Below are 16,984 nucleotides of genomic sequence, written 5' to 3'. Positions count from 1 at the left end.
GCGCCCCCTCCCCCCGCCGGTCACATGCGGAACACGCCGAATTTCGTGGGCGCCACCGGGGCGTTCAGCGCGGCGCGCAGGCTTAGCGCCAGCACCTCGCGACTCTTGCGCGGGTCGACGATGCCGTCGTCCCAAAGCCGGGCCGAGGCATAAAGCGGATGCGACTGCCGTTCGAACATCTCGATTGTGGGGCGTTTGAACTCGGCCTCTTCCTCGGCCGACCAGCTGCCGCCCGCGCGTTCGATCCCGTCGCGCTTGACCGTCGCCAGCACGCCTGCCGCCTGTTCGCCGCCCATGACCGATATGCGCGAATTCGGCCAGGTCCACAGGAAGCGCGGTGAATAGGCCCGCCCCGCCATGCCGTAGTTGCCCGCGCCAAAGGATCCGCCGACCAGCATGGTGATCTTGGGCACGTTGGTCGAGGCGACGGCGGTCACCATCTTGGCCCCGTGGCGCGCGATGCCTTCGTTTTCATACTTCCGCCCGACCATGAACCCGGTGATATTCTGCAGGAACACCAGCGGGATACCGCGCTGCGAACACAGTTCGACAAAATGCGCGCCCTTCTGGGCGGCCTCGGAAAACAGCACCCCGTTGTTGGCGATGATGCCGACCGGGATCCCCATGACATGCGCAAATCCGGTGACCAACGTTTCGCCGAAGCGCGGCTTGAACTCGTCGAACCGCGACCCATCGACGGTGCGCGCGATGACCTCGCGGATGTCATAAGGCGTGCGCAGATCGGCCGGGACGACGCCGATGATCTCGTCCGGATCATAGGCCGGATCTTCCGGTGACTGCATCTGCAAGGCACTGACATTGGGCGCAAATCCAAGCGACCCGACGGCCCGGCGTGCAAGCGCCAGCGCGTGCGCGTCATCCTCGGCCAGGTAGTCCGCGACGCCCGAGAGGCGCGTGTGGACGTCGCCGCCGCCCAGGTCTTCGGCGGTCACGACCTCTCCGGTCGCGGCCTTGACCAGCGGCGGACCGGCCAGGAAGATCGTTCCCTGTTCCTTCACGATGATCGTCACGTCCGACATGGCGGGCACATAGGCGCCGCCCGCCGTGCACGACCCCATGACCACCGCGATCTGCGGGATCCCCTTGGACGACATGCGCGCCTGGTTATAGAAGATCCGGCCAAAGTGATCGCGGTCGGGAAAGACCTCGTCCTGCTGCGGCAGGTTGGCACCGCCGCTGTCGACAAGGTAGACGCAAGGCAGATGGTTTTCCTCGGCAACCTCTTGGGCGCGCAGGTGTTTTTTCACCGTCATCGGATAGTAGGTGCCGCCCTTCACGGTGGCGTCGTTGCACACCACCATGACCTCGCGCCCCTGCACCTGGCCGATCCCGGTGATGATGCCGGCGCAGGGCGCGGCATCGTCGTACATGCCATGCGCGGCCGTCGCACCAAGTTCGAGGAAGGGCGACCCGGGGTCGAGCAGCCCCGCCACCCGATCGCGCGGCAGCATCTTGCCCCGGCTGACGTGGCGGTCGCGCGATTTCTGCCCGCCGCCCTGTGTTGCGGCCTCGGCTGCGGCCCGGACGATGTCCAGCGCGGCCAGGTGGCCTTCGCGGTTCTTCCGAAAATCTTCCGAGGTGGCGATGGCTTGCGAGGTAAGCTTCATCCTCTGGTCTCCTCCATGGCGCGGGCTTTCAGGTCCTTGCGGATGACTTTGCCGGTCACGGTCATCGGCAGCGCATCGAGGAATTCGACCTCGCGCGGGTAATTGTGACCGGACAGGCGGGATTTTACGTAGTTAACAATGTCTTGTCGCGTCTCGTCCGTTGGCTGAGCGTCCGGCTTCAACACGATGTAGGCTTTGACGATTTCTGTGCGCAGCGGGTCCGGCTTACCCACCACGCCCGCTGTTGCGACCGCCGGATGGGTCAGCAGGCAATCCTCGACCTCTCCGGGTCCGATGCGATACCCGGCCGAGGTGATCACGTCATCCTCGCGCCCGACAAAGCGCAGGTAGCCATCCTCCATCACGCCCCGGTCGCCAGTCAACATCCAGTCGCCCCGGAACTTTTCGGCCGTCGCGTAGGGCTTTTGCCAGTATTCCAGCATCATGGAGGCCGAGCCTCGCCTCACGGCCACATCGCCTTCGGCGTCTGTTAACCGTCCTTCGGCGTCGACGATCGCAACCTCGTGCCCCGGCACCGCCCGCCCGGCGCAGCCGGGCTGCGCGGGATAGGCAGCAGAGCAGGAGGACACGACCATGTTGCATTCGGTCTGGCCGTAGAATTCATTGATGGTCAGCCCCATGGACTCGCGCCCCCAGGCAAGCATCTCGGCCCCGAGCGGTTCGCCGCCCGATGCGACCGACCGCAGCCCGGGGATCACGGCGCCTTCGGCCTTGAGCATCCGCAGCGCCGTCGGCGGGAAGAAAATGTTGCGAATTCCGGCGCTTGCGATCAGTTCACGGCACTCTGTGACGGAAAACTTCACCATCCGCGCCGCCACCACCGGCACGCCAAGCGCCAGGCCGGGCATCAGCACGTCGAACAGGCCACCAATCCAGGCCCAGTCGGCCGGCGTCCACAGGACGTCACCGGGTTGGCCCAGGAAATCATGGCTCAACTCCACCCCCGGCAGGTGGCCGGTCAACACCCGATGCGCATGCAGCGCGCCCTTGGGCTTGCCCGTGGTGCCGGAGGTATAGATCAGGATCGCCGGATCCTCGGCGCCCGTGTCGGCGGTCGGGGTCATGTGGTCCGGCAGGCCGTCTTCGGGGATCAGCGCCTCCGATCCGATGCCCTCCAGCATGGCGGCCCCTTTGGCGTCGGTGACCGACAGGCTGAGCCCCGAATCCTCGACCCTGCTGCGCAGCGCGTCTTCGCGGAAGAGCTTGAAAAGCGGGACGGAAATCGCGCCGAGCTTCCAGATCGCGACATGAGCGGCGGCGCACCACGGGTCCTGCGACCGCAGCACCCCCACCCGGTCGCCCCGCGCGACGCCCCGGTCCGACAACCCCGTCGCCAGCACCTCGGCCATCTCGCGCAGCGTGGCGTAGGAGACATCGCGCCGCGCCTCGCCTGTCATGTCGATGATCGCGGTGCGCGACGGATCGCGCCCGGCCCAATCGTCACAAACCTGCGCGGCCATGTTCAGACGCGGGGGGATCTTCCACGCGAACCGGTCCCTGAGGTCCTGATATGATCCGACCCGTTCCAGCATGGCTATCCCGCCACCTCGCGCGACAGGCTGCGGAGCTCGAGCCAGCGGACGGTCGATGCCAGAACGGCGCAGGTTTCCGGCGTCTGGTCCGATCCGCAGGTGCGGTCCACGCGCTTGGAAACCCGGTTGAGCCTGCGCAGGAACATGCGTCGCTTCAGGGCCTCCTTCTTTGTCGCTCCGGCCATCGCCGAGGGGTCGATGTCCTGAACCAGTGCGTCGGCTGCGGCCGTGACACGTGCATCGAGTGCGATGAGGCAGGCTGCATCGGAGGTTCCGCAGGCCTGGAATGCGGTGGTCATGCAGCGCATGTCCGACTGTTGGTCAACGGATGCGACCATGCAGCGGTCGAGATCCCGCGTGATCGCGACCGGCATGTCTGCGACGGCTGTCGTCGCGCAGAGGGTCAGGACGGCCGCCGGGGTTCTCATGACATCGCGCCCATCATTTCGCGCCCGATCAGCATCCGGCGGATTTCGGACGTGCCGGCCCCGATTTCCATCAGCTTGGCGTCGCGGAAGATGCGGCCGACGGGGTTGTCGTTCAGGTAGCCCGCGCCGCCCATGGCCTGCACGGCCTGGTGGGCGACGACCATCGCTTCCTCGGATGCATACAGCACACAGGCGGCGGCGTCCTGGCGGGTGACCTGACCGCGATCACAGGCCTTGGCGACCTCGTAGACATAGGCGCGGGCCGAGTTCATCTTGGTGTACATGTCCGCGATCTTGCCCTGCATCAGCTGGAAGTTCCCGATCAGCTGGCCGAACTGCTTGCGCTCGGCCATGTAGGGCATGATCTCGTCCAGGCAGGCGGCCATGATGCCGGTGCCGATGCCCGATAGAACGACGCGTTCGTAATCAAGACCGGACATCAGGACGCGCACGCCCTTGCCCTCCTCGCCCAGCACGTTCTCGAAGGGCACTTCGACGTCTTCGAAGATCAGCTCGGCCGTGTTCGACCCGCGCATTCCAAGCTTGTCGAAATGTGGAGAGGTCGAAAAGCCGGTCATGGATTTTTCGATGATGAAGGCGGTGATGCCCTTGGACCCGGCGTCGGGATCGGTTTTGGCATAGACAACCAAGGTGTCGGCGTCGGGCCCGTTGGTGATCCAGTACTTGCCGCCGTTCAACCGATAGTGATCGTTGCGCTTTTCGGCGCGCAGCTTCATCGACACGACGTCGGAGCCCGCCGAGGGTTCGGACATGGCCAGCGCCCCGACATGATCGCCAGAGACGAGGCCGGGCAGGTATTTCTGCTTCTGCTCCTCGGTCCCGTTCAGCTTGATCTGGTTCACGCAAAGATTCGAATGCGCGCCGTAGGACAGCGAGACGGAGGCCGAGGCGCGGGCGATTTCCTCGACCGCGATGACATGGGCCAGATACGACAGGCCCGCGCCGCCGTATTCTTCGGGCACGGTGACGCCCAGAAGGCCCAGATCGCCCATTTCCTTCCACAGGTGCGCGGGAAATTCGTTGGTCGCGTCGATTTCGGCGGCCAGAGGCTTGATCCGTTCCTGCGCAAAGCGGTGCACCATCTCGCGCAGCGCGTTCACGTCCTCGCCCAGATCAAAGGCCATGGATGCGGTGAACATGGGCTCCTCCTCCCGTTTATTGAACACTCGTTCATATACCAAGCACAGGGACCGAGTCGCGTCAATGGGCAGGAACCCCCGAAGCCCGGCCCGCGTTGAAGGTGCAAGGGACGCGAGGCGTCCGAAATCATAGGAGATGACGATGAAAGACCATGCACATTCGCTGACCGAGACCTTTTGGAAGCGCGCCGAAGACCTGAAGACCGTGATGATGGAAATCGACGGCCGCGCACTGCCGATGTCGCCCTATGCCGACGCGGGCGAAGGCGTCATCTGGTTCATCACCGCCGAGGGCACCGATGCCCACAAGGCCGCACATGGATCCGGCCGCATCCGGCTGATTGCCTCGGACATGTCGGCCAAGCTGTTCGCCGATATCGAAGGCAGCCTGACGCAGGCCGACAATCCGGACAAGCTGGACGAGCTTTGGTCACCCGTCGCAGCCGCCTGGTTCGAGGACGATCGCCACGATGATGACGTCCGTCTGCTGGCCTTCCGGCCGACCCGGGGCGAGGTCTGGGCAACCGATGGCGGTGCAGGCTTCCTTTACGAGATCGCCAAGGCCAACCTGACGGACGACACGCCGGACATGGGCGAACACGGCAAGGTCAGCTTCTGACATTGCCCCCCGCTGCCGGATGACCCGGCCCATGGCGCGATCGGTTACCCGGTCGCGCCTTTTTGCTGCCAGACCGCCCCGACCTCGGCCCGGATGATCCGGGCCAATGTCGCGCAGTCGTCGAGGGTGAAGGTCAGTGGCAAGCGCATGTCGAGGATGGATTTCAACACCCGGTCCGAGGCCGGCAGCCGCTCTGACGGGGCGTAGCGCCAGGAATCGTAGCGCGAGGTAAAGCCCGTCGGCTCGGCGCCGCCGAACCATTTCAATTCGACCCCGCGGGCGGCGCAGCGGCGCAGGACGTCCTGGATGGCCGCTTCAGACCAGTCCAGCAGCAGGAACTGGATCGACGAGCCGACAAAGGCCTCGTGTCCGGGGCGGTCGATCACGGTCAGGCCGGGGGTGTCGCGCAGGCCGTCTTCGACGACGCGGTAGCGGTCGTTCCAGCGGGCGCATTGATCGGCGAGCCGCGCCAGCTGTGGTCGCAGGATCGCGGCGCGCAGATTGTCCATGCGGGACGACACGTTCGGGGTGACGTATTTGACCTTTTCGAACACCTCGGGCCCCGGCGCGGCCAGATGCCGCCCATACAGCATGTAACTTCCCGACAGGATCACCGAACGGGCCATGACCTCGGGATCCGAGGTCGTGAGAAAGCCGCCTTCGCCGGAATTCAGGTGCTTGTAGGTCTGCGTCGAATAGCAGGCGACCCGGCCATGGTTGCCCGACAGAACGCCCTTCCAGCGCGCGCCCATGGTGTGGGCGCAGTCCTCGATCACGGTGATCTCGGCGGCGTCGCAGATCGCCATCAGACGGTCCATGTCGCAGATATGGCCCCGCATGTGGCTGAGCAACAGGACACGGGCGCCCGCGGTCTTGGCCAGATCCGCAAGGTGATCAAGGTCGATAACCAGCGCCTCGGTCACGCCGACGTAGACGGGCACGGCGCCAAGCGACGCAATCGCACCGGGCACCGGGGCCAGCGTGAAGGCATTGGTCAGGACCGGGTCACCCGGGTTCACGCCGACGGCCCGCAGCGCCGTGGCGATGGCCGCCCCGCCCGAGGCCGTGGCCAGGGCAAAATCCACCTCCATCGCGGCGGCGAACTCCTGTTCCAGCAGGGCGACCTCGGCCGTCTCGCCCTCGACCACGTTGTAGCGGTGCAGCCGACCCGACCGCATGACGCGAACGGCGGCCTCGATCGCCTCTTCGGGGATCGGTTCCTGCTGCGTGAAGGCGCCTGTGAAGGTTTCGGTCATGGGGGCTCCTGCGGGATATATGGGCGCGGCGCGGGGCGTCACGTCACCGGACGCCGCGACACCCAGAGGTAGCCCAGGAATGCGACGGCATAAAGCCCCGCGCAGATCATGAAGGGCGCACCGGGGCTCGGTGTCGTGGCCTCGGGGCGGATGAACCATCCGAAGGTCTGGGTGAAGAAGAGCGCGCCGAAAAGCATGGCCAGGTTGGCCAGTGACGACAGGCCACCGTGCAATTCGCCCTGCGCATCATCTGGCACCTCGGCCGTCATCAGCGACGTCAGACAGGGGTTCACAAGGCCTTCGATCGACACGATCACCAACAGGACGATCACGGCGGTCGTGGTCGTTGCCAGGCCGAACCCAAGCGCGCTGCCGGTGCCGATCAGCAGGCCCGCCACGATCAGGCGGTGTTCGCCGAACCAGCGCACGAAGGGGCCCGAAAGCCCGCCCTCGACCACTGCGGCCATTGTGCCGAACAGGGCCAGCGTCGCGCCGATGGTCAGTTCGGTCCAGCCGAACTGTGCGATGCCCCAGAAGGACCAGAGTGTCGGATACGCGCTGCCCGCGAAATGATACAGCGTGAGGATGGCGGCCAATGGCAGGACACTCGGGTAGCCCCTGAACACCGTGAAAAGGGCTATCGGATTGGCCCGGCGCCAGCGGAAGGGGCGGCGTTTTTCCGGCGGCAGGGATTCCGGCAGGATCAGCGCACCGAAGACGAAATTGGCGGCTGCCAGCCCTGCGGCGGCCCAAAAGGGCACGCGGGGGCCGAATTCACCCAGGATGCCACCGATGGCGGGGCCGAAGACAAAGCCCATGCCGAAGGCGGCGCCGACCAGCCCGAAGGCGCGGGCGCGGTCCTGCGGGGCGGTGATGTCGGTCAGGAAGGCATTGGCGACGATGTAGGACGACCCGCACAGCCCCGCGATCGCCCGTCCGATGAACAAAAGCCAGATGGTCGGCGCAAGGGCGGACAGCACGTAGTCCAGCGCCAGCCCGCCAATGGCCAGCAACAACAGCGGCCGGCGGCCATAGGCATCCGACAGGTTCCCCACCAGCGGCCCCGCCAGGAACTGCGCCAGCGAAAAGGCCGCGAACATCCAGCCGCCGATGACCGAGGCCTGCGACAGGTCCATGTGGCCCACGTCCTGCAGCAAGGCGGGCATGACCGGAAAGATCAGCCCGACGCCGATCATGTCGATCAGCACGGTCACGAAGACGAAAACGACGGCGGACCGGGGGGCCGGGGCCGAGGCGGTAGAAACAGGTGTCATGGTATACTCCGCCCGATCCGCTAGGACGCGGGCGGGCAGCGGTCAACTGAATGGTCCATGACAGCCGTTCGGGACAGGTCCGGGGTGGCCTTCAGGTCACGCCCAGAGCGTCCGGACCACGCCCGGCAGGTCATCGAAATGGTCGATCAGCGCCTCGGGATCAAGCGCCGCCATGTCCTCGCCGCTTGGTCCGAAGGTCACGAGGATCGACGGCACGTTCGCGGCGCGGGCGGTGTTGCGGTCGGTATCGCTGTCGCCGACCAGTGCGGCCAGCGCCGGGTCGCCTCCGGCCCGGCGCACGGCTTCGCGCAGCGGTTCGGGATCGGGCTTGCGGACCGGCAGGGTATCTGCGCCGACAAGCGCCTGGAATTCGTCGATCACGCCCAGGTCGGTCAGCAGCTGTCGCGCCAGTTTTTCGGGCTTGTTGGTGCAGATCGCCACGCCATGCCCTTCACGCCGCAGCACCTCGATGCTTTGCATGGCGCCGGGATAAAGCACCGTATGCACCGAAATCGCATCGGCGTAGGCGGTCAGAAGGCGGGGATAAAGCGCGTCGATCACCGCCTCGTCGTCCCGGCCGATCCGACCCAGGCCAAGCCGCAGCATTGCCCGCCCGCCGCGCAAGGCCGTGCCCGCATCGTCATCGCCCAGCATGGCATCGGCGCCATAATCGCCAAGGCAGTGGTTGGCGGCGGCCAGCAGGTCGCGGCTGGTATCGGCAAGCGTCCCGTCAAGGTCGAACACGATGGTGGCCATGGGCGGAAAGGCTCCTGTTACGGGGTCGAAACCCAAGTTGATTGGCCTGCCCTTGCACGGCAGCCCCATCCGGATAAAACGAGCGCGACAGGAAAACAATGCAAGGGCAACGCTCTGATGACCATCGCACTCGTCATTCTGGCCGCCGGCCAAGGGACGCGCATGAACTCTGACCTGCCCAAGGTGCTGCACCCGATCGGCGGCGCGCCGATGCTGGTGCACGCGATCCGGTCCGGCGCGACGCTGGAACCGTCGCGGATCGTCGTGGTCACCGGCCATGGTGGCGAAGCGGTCGGCCAGGCGGCGCTGGACTATGCGCCCTTCGTCGATATTGCCGTGCAGGAGGAACAACTTGGCACGGCGCACGCGGTGCTGCAGGCGCGCGCGGCGCTCGACGGCTTCGAGGGTGACGTGATCGTACTTTACGGCGACACGCCATTCATCCAGCCCGAGACGCTGGAGAAAATGCAGGCGGCGCGGGCGACGCACGACGTGGTCGTCCTGGGGTTCGAAGCGGCCGATCCCGGGCGCTACGGGCGGCTGGTGATGGACGGCGAACGGCTGGACCGGATCGTCGAATTCAAGGACGCCACGGATGAAGAACGCCGCATAACCCTTTGCAATTCTGGCGTTGTGGCGGCGGATGCCAAGGTTCTGATGGAACTTCTGGATGCGGTCGGCAACGACAACGCCGCGGGCGAATTTTACCTGACCGACATCATCGGTCTGGCCGGCGCGCGCGGGCTGTCCGCCGGGGCCGTCACCTGTGACGAGGCCGAGACGCTTGGCGTGAATTCCCGCGCGGAGCTGGCCGAGGCGGAACGGATCTTCCAGGCACGCATGCGGGCCGAGGCGCTGTCGGACGGGGTCACGCTGGTCGCGCCCGAGACGGTCTTCTTCGCCTATGACACCGTGGTTGGCCGCGATTCAGTGATCGAACCGAACGTGGTCTTCGGCCCCGGGGCCAGCGTGGAATCCGGCACCACCATCCGCGCTTTTTCGCATCTGGAAGGCTGCCACGTCAGCCGCGGATCGGTGGTCGGCCCCTATGCCCGCCTGCGTCCGGGCGCGGAACTGGCCGAGGACGTAAAGGTCGGGAATTTCGTGGAAATCAAGGCCTCTCGCGTGGATCGCGGCGCCAAGATCAACCACCTTACCTATGTCGGCGACGCCGAGGTGGGCGAAGAGGCGAACATCGGCGCGGGCACGGTGACCTGCAACTACGACGGCGTGATGAAGCATCAGACGCGGATCGGCGCACGGGCCTTCATCGGATCGTCCACCATGCTGGTGGCGCCGGTGTCGGTCGGGGACGATGCGATGACGGCCTCGGGTTCGGTCATCACCTCGGACGTGGAACCGGGGGCGCTGGCCATCGGGCGGGCGCGACAGGTGACGAAACCCGGGCTTGCGCGGAAATTGTTTGAAATGTTGAAGAAACAGAAATTGAAAAAAAGCCAAGAGGCGTAATAAATGTGTGGAATTATCGGGTATCTCGGACAGCACGAAGCGGCGCCTTTCCTCGTGGATGCGCTGCGACGGCTGGAATATCGCGGCTATGACAGCGCGGGCATCGCGACCGTCAACAAGGGCGCGCTTGATCGGCGTCGCGCTGTCGGCAAGCTGGTCAACCTGAGCGATCTTCTGGTGCACATGCCGCTGGCCGGGAAGTCCGGCATCGGCCACACCAGATGGGCCACCCATGGAGAGCCCTCGGAACGCAACGCCCACCCCCACAAGGCCGGACCGGTGGCGGTTGTGCACAACGGGATCATCGAGAACTACCGCGATTTCCGCAGTGAGCTCAAGGAGATGGGCGTGGATTTCGTGACCGACACGGATACCGAGACCGTCGCGCTCATGGTCGAAGCCTACATGCGCGACGGCGACAGCCCGCGCGCGGCGGTGGAACGGCTGCTGAAACGGCTTGAAGGGGCCTATGCGCTGGCGTTCCTGTTCGAGGGTGAAGAAGATCTGATGATCGCCGCCCGCAAGGGGTCGCCGCTGGCAATCGGGCATGGCGAGGGTGAGAACTACATCGGCTCGGACGCCATCGCGCTGGCTCCGCTGACCGACAAGATCACCTATCTGGAAGAAGGTGACATGGCCGTCCTCACCCGCACCTCGGTCGAGATCCGCGATGCCGACGGCCAGTTGGCCAACCGCGAGATGCGCGAGGTCAAGCAGGACAACGTGCGGGTCGACAAGGCCGGGCACAAGCATTTCATGGCCAAGGAAATCGCGGAGCAGCCGCAGGTGATTTCCGAAGCGATCGGGCATTACTTCGGCGCCAGCGGTCACCAGATCAGGTTCCCCTCGGACGACATTGATTTCACGACGGTTTCGCGCATGGTCCTGGTGGCCTGCGGCACGGCGTTCTATGCCTGCCTGACCGCGAAATACTGGATCGAAAAGCTGGCCGGTATCCCGGTCGAGGTCGATGTGGCCTCGGAATTCCGCTATCGTGAACCGCCCGTGGGCAAGGGCACGATCGCGCTGTTCGTCAGCCAGTCGGGCGAAACCGCCGACACGCTGGCGGCGCTGCGGTATTGCAAGGACAAGGCCGACAGGATCGTGTCTGTGGTGAACGTGCCCGAAAGCTCGATCGCGCGGGAATCCGACGTGGCCCTGCCGATCCTTGCCGGGACCGAAATCGGCGTCGCCTCGACCAAGGCGTTCTCCTGCCAGCTGACCGTTTTGCTGGTCGTCGCGCTCGAGGCCGCCCGGCAGCGCGGCACCATCACGGACGACAGGCTGGCCGACGTGACCTCGGCCCTGCGCGGGTTGCCGTCGCGGATCAACATGGCGCTCGACAACGAGGCAGTGGTCGAGACGCTGGCGACCGAGCTGTCCGAGGCGCGCGACGTGCTGTTCCTGGGCCGGGGCCAGATGTACCCGCTGGCCCTGGAAGGGGCGCTGAAGCTTAAGGAAATCAGCTATATCCACGCCGAGGCCTATGCCAGCGGAGAGCTCAAGCATGGCCCGATCGCGTTGATCGACGGCAATATGCCCGTGGTGGTCATGGCACCGCGCGATGCGCTTTTCGACAAGACCGTGTCGAACATGCAAGAGGTCATGGCGCGCGGCGGCAAGGTGCTTTTGATCACCGACAAGGCCGGGCTGGACATCGCCGGTGACGGGTTGTGGCGCAGCATCGAGATGCCCGAGGTCGAGGACCTGCTGGCCCCGATCCTCTATGCGATCCCGGCGCAGCAACTGGCCTATCACACCGCCGTCGCCAAGGGCACCGATGTCGACCAGCCGCGCAACCTGGCCAAATCCGTGACGGTGGAATGACCGCACCCATGTCCGTCGAGGCCGCGCTCGAGGCCCTGCGCGCCCACGAGGAACCGGGCCGGGCCGAGGGCAGTACCGCCTATCACAAGGTGGACCGGACCTACCTGGGCGTGCCCAACCCGGCGGTGAACGACCTCACGACCGAATGGCGGCGTGAATTGTCGCTTGAGGACCGCGTCGCGCTGGCCGACGGTCTGTGGGCGACGGACATTCACGAGGCGCGGATCGCCGCCGCCAAGCTTCTGACGCAGGCGCGGATCAAGGGCGATGCGCCGGTCTGGGATCTGCTGGCCTCCTGGGTGCCGCAGTTCGACGCCTGGGCGATTGCCGATCACGCCTGCAGCGCCATCGGGCGGCGGCTTCAGGCGGATCTGACGCGGCTGGACGATCTGGAAGCCTGGACGGTGTCGGATCACATGTGGACCCGCCGCGCCGCGCTGGTCTCGACGCTGTTTCTGACCAAGTCCAACCATCCTTCCGAGGCTGAAGCCGCCGCCCGCGACCGGGTGCTGGACTGGGCGGGCGGCTATGTCTCGGATCGGGACTGGTTCATCCAGAAGGCCATCGCCTGGTGGCTGCGCGAACTGTCCAAGCACGACGCCGCCCGGGTGCGCGCCTTCCTTGCCGAATACGGGTCCGGCATGAAGGCCTTTGCGCGCAAAGAGGCGGGCAAGTACCTTAGCGACTGACGGTGAATTCCGGCAGGCCGGTCAGCGGCGCCCCCAGCCCCTGCATCAGTTGAAGCGAGGCGCGCGATCCCGCCGTCGCCGGCCCGTCGATCGGGATCAGGCGCGCCGTGACGGATTTTCCGCCATAGCTGACCGTTCCCGGCCCCTCGGTGCGCACCAAGGGCGTCTTCAGCCAGATCCCCGGTTCGGCCGCATTGCCAAGCGAGGCCACGGTCGTGCCCAGCCGCCCGGACGCAGGGGGCGCGGCCGCCACGGGTGTCGCGCCGCCCTCGCCGGGCCGGCCCTGCGGCCGGACCTGCGCGTAAGGCCCCTGCGCCACCGGGTCTGCGGTCGCGGGCTGCGGACCCGGCGCACGGAACGCGGGCATGGACGAACAGGCGGACAGGGCCAGAAGCGCGGACAGGACAAGGGCTTTCATATGGGGAATGATGCGCCGCCCCCGCCCGGGGTCAATCTTTTTCCGGTGCCGCCTGGGCCAAAAGTCGCCCCCCTTCCCGCTTGTGCTGCCCCTGCCCGGGCCTTAAGTTCTGCGCATGACGGCTCCGCTGATCGATCCCTTCGCCCGTGCGATCACCTATCTCCGCGTCTCGGTGACGGATCGGTGCGATTTCCGCTGTGTCTACTGCATGTCCGAGAACATGACCTTCCTGCCCAAGAAGGAACTTCTGACGCTTGAGGAACTGGACCGCCTGTGTTCGACCTTCGTCGGCCTCGGCGTGGAAAAGCTGCGGATCACCGGGGGCGAGCCGCTGGTGCGTCGCGATATCATGACCTTCTTCCGGTCGATGTCGCGCCATCTCGACTCGGGCGCGCTGAAGGAACTGACGCTGACGACGAACGGCTCTCAGCTGGAACGCTTTGCCAAGGATCTTTACGCGGCGGGGGTGCGCCGGATCAACGTGTCGCTCGACACGCTGGACGAAGACAAATTCGCCCGCGTGACCCGTTGGGGTCGCCTGCCGCAGGTGCTGCGCGGGCTTGATGCGGCGCAGGCAGCGGGCCTGCGGGTCAAGCTGAATGCCGTGGCGCTGAAGGGCTTCAACGAAGACGAGCTGTTCACCCTGGCCGAATTCTGCGCCGCCCGCGACATGGACCTGACCTGGATCGAGGTCATGCCCATGGGCGATCTGGGCAACGAGAACCGGATCGGCCAGTACTGGTCGCTGAAGGACCTGCGCGCGCAACTGGCTGAACGATATACGCTGATCGACCTTGCCGAACGCTCGGGCGGACCGGCGCGCTATGTGCAGCTGCAGGAAACCGGGCAGAAGATCGGGTTCATCACGCCGCTGACGCATAACTTCTGTGAAAGCTGCAACCGCGTCCGCGTGACCTGCACCGGCGAAATCTACATGTGCCTCGGCCAGGAAGACGTCGCTGACCTGCGCGCGCCCCTGCGCGATCACCCGCAGGATGACGCCCCGCTTGAAGACGCGATCCGCGCCGCGATCCTGCTCAAGCCCAAGGGGCACGACTTCGACTATTCCCGTCAGCGGGCCGATGGCCAGGTGTCGCGGCACATGAGCCACACGGGCGGCTGATGGCGCCCCAGGGAACGGCGTTCTTCCACTTCTACCGTGGAATCGCGGCGCTTGCCGCGCCGCTGGTCTGGTACCGCGTGTCCCGCAAGCTTGCCCGCCAGGGGGTAAGCGCCGCGCGCCGCCGGGAAAGGCTGGGCCATGCGACCCTGCCCCGGCCCGCCGGTCGGCTGATCTGGTTCCACGCGGCCAGCGTCGGCGAAAGCCTGTCGGTGCTGGCGCTGGCCCGCCGCATGGTGGAACGCGACGAGGGGGCCGAGGTGCTGATCACCTCGGGCACCGCATCTTCGGCGGCGATCCTGGAAAAGCGGATGCCGCCCGGCTGCCGGCACCAGTTCGCGCCCCTTGACCGTCCCTCGGCCCTGCGGCGGTTCCTGGACCATTGGAAACCCGACGCCGCGATCTTCGTGGAAAGCGAGCTTTGGCCGCAGATGCTGGTCGCGGCCCATACCGCCGGGATCCCGCTGGCGCTGGTCAATGCGCGGATGTCGAAATCGAGCCTGAAGAACTGGCAGCGGTTCGACAGCACCGCCCGCTACCTGCTGGGGCTGTTCACCCTGATCCGCACGCAGGACCAGCGGACGCTGGACGGGCTGATCGCGCTTGGCGCCGATCCCGACCGCGTGGCGCGCGGACCGAACCTCAAGGCGATGGCCGATCCGCTGCCAGTCGACGAACGTGCCTACATGGAGGTCGAAGCGGCCTATTCCGGTCTTCTCTGGGTCGCGGCCTCGACGCATCCCGGCGAAGAGGAAAAGGTGATCGAAGCCCAGATCCGCCTGCGCGACATGGTGCGCGGGGCGCGTCTGATCCTTGTGCCCCGCCATCCCGAACGCGCCGCCGAGATCGCGGCGATGGTCGAAGCCAAGGGGCTGACCTGCACCCGCCGATCGCACTCACGCGATCCCGGCGCCTCCGAGGTCTATATTGCCGACACCCTTGGCGAAATGGGGGTCTGGTATCAACTGGCCTCGGTCGTCTTCATGGGGGGATCCCTGGGGCGCGCCGGGGGCCACAACCCCTATGAACCGGCACAGATGAACTGCGCGCTGATCTCGGGCCGCCGGGTCGCGAACTTTGCCGATGTCTACGACCAGTTTACCGAAGCCGGGGCTGTCAGCATGATCAAGACCCCGCGCGAGCTGGCCGAAGCCGTCGCCCTCCTGCTCACCGATCTCGAAGAACAGCGCGGCCAGAAAAGCGTGGCGCAGTCGCTGGCGCAGTCGCAGCTGGATCAGCTGGACGGGCTGGCGGCCCTTCTGGATGAACAACTGCTTAGCTGACCATGCCCGAGCTTTTCGTCACCAACTTCAACCGCAACTACACCGGCGTCTCCTCGACCGCCGCCGGGGTGATCCGCCAGCAGATGTCGCAGTATGACCTGCGGCTCGTCGGCCATTCCCTGCCCGGCGCGCCCGATCCGATCAGCCGACGTGACGCCCGGCGCCTGTCGCGCGACGCCCCCGAAGGTCGGTCCTTCGCGATCTGGCACGTCCGCCGCAATCCGGAAATGCAGACCGCCATCTGGGCCCGCGACGTGCTGCGCCTGCCGATCCGGATCGTCTTCACTTCAGCCGCGCAACGGCTGCATTCGGCCTTTCCGCGCTGGCTGATCTCGCGCATGGACGCGGTGATCGCGACGACCGACAAGGCGGCCGAATTCGTGCCGCATGTCCGCGCCGTGGTGCCGCACGGGGTCGATACCAGCCTCTTTGTACCGGCGCCGGACCGCACCGCCGCCTGGGCCGCCACCGGATACCCCGGCCAGAGGGGCATCGCCACGATCGGGCGTATCCGGCCCGAAAAGGGGACCGATGTCTTCATTGACGCCGCCATCGCCGCCCTGCCGGACCTTCCCGGCGTCACCGCGCTGGTGATCGGCAAGGCAACGTCCAAACACGAAAAGTTCCTGGCAGATCAGAAGGCCAGGATCGCCGCCGCCGGTCTGGCCGACCGCATCCTCTTTCCCGGCGAACTCGCGCCCGAGCGCATGGTCGACCTGTTGCCCGCGCTGGATCTCTGCGTGCAGCTGCCCCGGTACGAAGGCTACGGCATGGCCCCGCTCGAGGCGATGGCGTCCGGCGTGCCGCTCCTCGCCTCCGAGGCCGGGTATTTCCGGCATTTCACGCAAGGCGGCGCCAATGGCATCACCGTCCCGGTCGAGGCCGCACCTCAGGCCGCCGAGGCGCTGGTCACCCTGCTGTCGGATCCCGCCCGCCTTGCCCAGATGGCCGTCCATGCCCGCCAGGACGCCTCCCGGCTCTTCTCGATCGACCGCGAAGCCCAAGGCATCGCCGAGGTCTACGAGGCGCTCTGGCGCGGCTGACAGACCGCAGCTTCTTTTTGCTGCAAATATCCGGCCTTATGTATCAAACGCACCAACTTCTGTGAATCCCTGACGCGCTGAAATTGCTACCCTGCCCCCATGCAGGACAAGACGATCAATAACGCGCTGCTGGCGCTCCGAAAGCAGATCATCCGGGAAGGTGGCGACGGTCTGGACCATGTGGAGGCGCTGCTGGCCATGCGCGGCGTGGATATGCCCCGTGTGTTAATTGCCACAGCCCGACGCGGAGAGATGGGGCGGATGGTGCTGGATGCGCTCAGGGATGGCCCCAAGACCCGTGCGCAGCTTGTCGAATATATTGGGGCGCTTCGACCTGACGTGCCCACGGATCGGCTTTATTGGCGAGTGGATGGGGCTTTGTCGAAGCTTAGGGGAAAGATTGAGGGTGGGCCGGTGTGGAGGCTGACCCCGTAGGGCCAGCCAGACAAGCGTTACTTGT

At 66.1% G+C, this 16,984-nt stretch carries 16 protein-coding genes; 8 read left to right on the top strand and 8 right to left on the bottom strand.

Annotated features, from left to right (window positions below):
* Nucleotides 1–20: 20 nt before the first annotated feature.
* Genes E4S58_RS03765 through E4S58_RS03750 form a run of 4 tightly spaced genes read right to left on the bottom strand, consistent with a single transcriptional unit; the run spans nt 21 to nt 4,769 of the window.
* Nucleotides 21–1,628, bottom strand: coding sequence for a carboxyl transferase domain-containing protein (locus E4S58_RS03765; protein ID WP_136634962.1), 1,608 nt, complete (start codon nt 1,626–1,628; stop codon nt 21–23).
* A complete protein-coding gene (locus tag E4S58_RS03760) occupies nt 1,625–3,181 on the bottom strand; it encodes an AMP-binding protein (protein WP_136634961.1) in 1,557 nt (518 codons plus the stop codon). The genes E4S58_RS03765 and E4S58_RS03760 overlap by 4 nt, the downstream gene beginning before the upstream one ends.
* A 2-nt stretch (nt 3,182–3,183) precedes the next feature.
* Nucleotides 3,184–3,609: a hypothetical protein gene (locus tag E4S58_RS03755; RefSeq protein ID WP_136634960.1), complete on the bottom strand. Its 426-nt coding sequence runs from the start codon at nt 3,607–3,609 to the stop codon at nt 3,184–3,186.
* Entirely contained in the window at nt 3,606–4,769 is a 1,164-nt protein-coding gene (locus E4S58_RS03750) for an isovaleryl-CoA dehydrogenase (RefSeq protein ID WP_136634959.1), read from the bottom strand. Before E4S58_RS03750 ends, E4S58_RS03755 begins: the two co-directional genes overlap by 4 nt.
* A gap of 142 nt (nt 4,770–4,911) precedes the next feature.
* Here E4S58_RS03750 and E4S58_RS03745 point away from each other — a divergent pair, with 142 nt between their 5' ends.
* The gene (locus E4S58_RS03745) at nt 4,912–5,388 is read left to right on the top strand and encodes a pyridoxamine 5'-phosphate oxidase family protein (RefSeq protein ID WP_136634958.1); all 477 of its coding nucleotides are present in this window, start codon (nt 4,912–4,914) and stop codon (nt 5,386–5,388) included.
* A gap of 44 nt (nt 5,389–5,432) precedes the next feature.
* On the opposite strand, the gene E4S58_RS03740 is transcribed toward E4S58_RS03745, so the two are convergent.
* From E4S58_RS03740 to E4S58_RS03730, 3 genes are all read right to left on the bottom strand, one after another.
* A complete protein-coding gene (locus E4S58_RS03740) occupies nt 5,433–6,644 on the bottom strand; it encodes a DegT/DnrJ/EryC1/StrS family aminotransferase (RefSeq protein ID WP_136634957.1) in 1,212 nt (403 codons plus the stop codon).
* 38 nt (nt 6,645–6,682) lie between these two features.
* Nucleotides 6,683–7,918, bottom strand: coding sequence for an MFS transporter (locus E4S58_RS03735; RefSeq protein ID WP_136634956.1), 1,236 nt, complete (start codon nt 7,916–7,918; stop codon nt 6,683–6,685).
* Nucleotides 7,919–8,014: 96 nt separating this feature from the next.
* Entirely contained in the window at nt 8,015–8,674 is a 660-nt protein-coding gene (locus E4S58_RS03730; RefSeq protein WP_136634955.1) for an HAD hydrolase-like protein, read from the bottom strand.
* Between the two features lie 117 nt (nt 8,675–8,791).
* On the opposite strand from E4S58_RS03730, the gene glmU reads away from it, so the two are divergent.
* Genes glmU through E4S58_RS03715 form a run of 3 tightly spaced genes read left to right on the top strand, consistent with a single transcriptional unit; the run spans nt 8,792 to nt 12,660 of the window.
* The gene (glmU, locus tag E4S58_RS03725; RefSeq protein WP_136634954.1) at nt 8,792–10,144 is read left to right on the top strand and encodes a bifunctional UDP-N-acetylglucosamine diphosphorylase/glucosamine-1-phosphate N-acetyltransferase GlmU; all 1,353 of its coding nucleotides are present in this window, start codon (nt 8,792–8,794) and stop codon (nt 10,142–10,144) included.
* Nucleotides 10,145–10,147: 3 nt separating this feature from the next.
* A complete protein-coding gene (gene glmS, locus E4S58_RS03720) occupies nt 10,148–11,971 on the top strand; it encodes a glutamine--fructose-6-phosphate transaminase (isomerizing) (RefSeq protein ID WP_136634953.1) in 1,824 nt (607 codons plus the stop codon).
* Complete coding sequence (locus E4S58_RS03715) at nt 11,968–12,660, top strand: DNA alkylation repair protein (RefSeq protein ID WP_240789449.1); 693 nt, start codon at nt 11,968–11,970, stop codon at nt 12,658–12,660. Before glmS ends, E4S58_RS03715 begins: the two co-directional genes overlap by 4 nt.
* On the opposite strand, the gene E4S58_RS03710 is transcribed toward E4S58_RS03715, so the two are convergent.
* On the bottom strand, nt 12,650–13,078 hold the full coding sequence (locus E4S58_RS03710; RefSeq protein WP_136634952.1) for a hypothetical protein: 429 nt from the start codon (nt 13,076–13,078) through the stop codon (nt 12,650–12,652). The genes E4S58_RS03715 and E4S58_RS03710 overlap by 11 nt on opposite strands.
* A gap of 115 nt (nt 13,079–13,193) precedes the next feature.
* Between E4S58_RS03710 and moaA the strand changes: the two genes are divergently transcribed.
* The 4 genes from moaA (at nt 13,194) to E4S58_RS03690 (ending at nt 16,959) form a co-directional block, all read left to right on the top strand.
* A complete protein-coding gene (gene moaA / locus E4S58_RS03705) occupies nt 13,194–14,201 on the top strand; it encodes a GTP 3',8-cyclase MoaA (RefSeq protein WP_136634951.1) in 1,008 nt (335 codons plus the stop codon).
* Nucleotides 14,201–15,481 carry a 3-deoxy-D-manno-octulosonic acid transferase gene (locus tag E4S58_RS03700; RefSeq protein ID WP_136634950.1) on the top strand — a complete coding sequence of 427 codons (1,281 nt, stop codon included), beginning with the start codon at nt 14,201–14,203 and terminating at the stop codon, nt 15,479–15,481. Before moaA ends, E4S58_RS03700 begins: the two co-directional genes overlap by 1 nt.
* Nucleotides 15,482–15,483: 2 nt before the next feature.
* Nucleotides 15,484–16,524 (top strand): glycosyltransferase family 4 protein, encoded by a 1,041-nt coding sequence (locus tag E4S58_RS03695; protein ID WP_136634949.1) that lies wholly within the window; start codon nt 15,484–15,486, stop codon nt 16,522–16,524.
* 99 nt (nt 16,525–16,623) lie between these two features.
* The gene (locus E4S58_RS03690; RefSeq protein ID WP_136634948.1) at nt 16,624–16,959 is read left to right on the top strand and encodes a hypothetical protein; all 336 of its coding nucleotides are present in this window, start codon (nt 16,624–16,626) and stop codon (nt 16,957–16,959) included.
* Nucleotides 16,960–16,984 lie beyond the last annotated feature (25 nt).

This window comes from Pseudooceanicola onchidii (assembly GCF_004959925.1).
GTDB classification, from domain to species: domain Bacteria; phylum Pseudomonadota; class Alphaproteobacteria; order Rhodobacterales; family Rhodobacteraceae; genus Pseudooceanicola; species Pseudooceanicola onchidii.
This window is presented reverse-complemented; position numbering and strand designations above follow the sequence as displayed.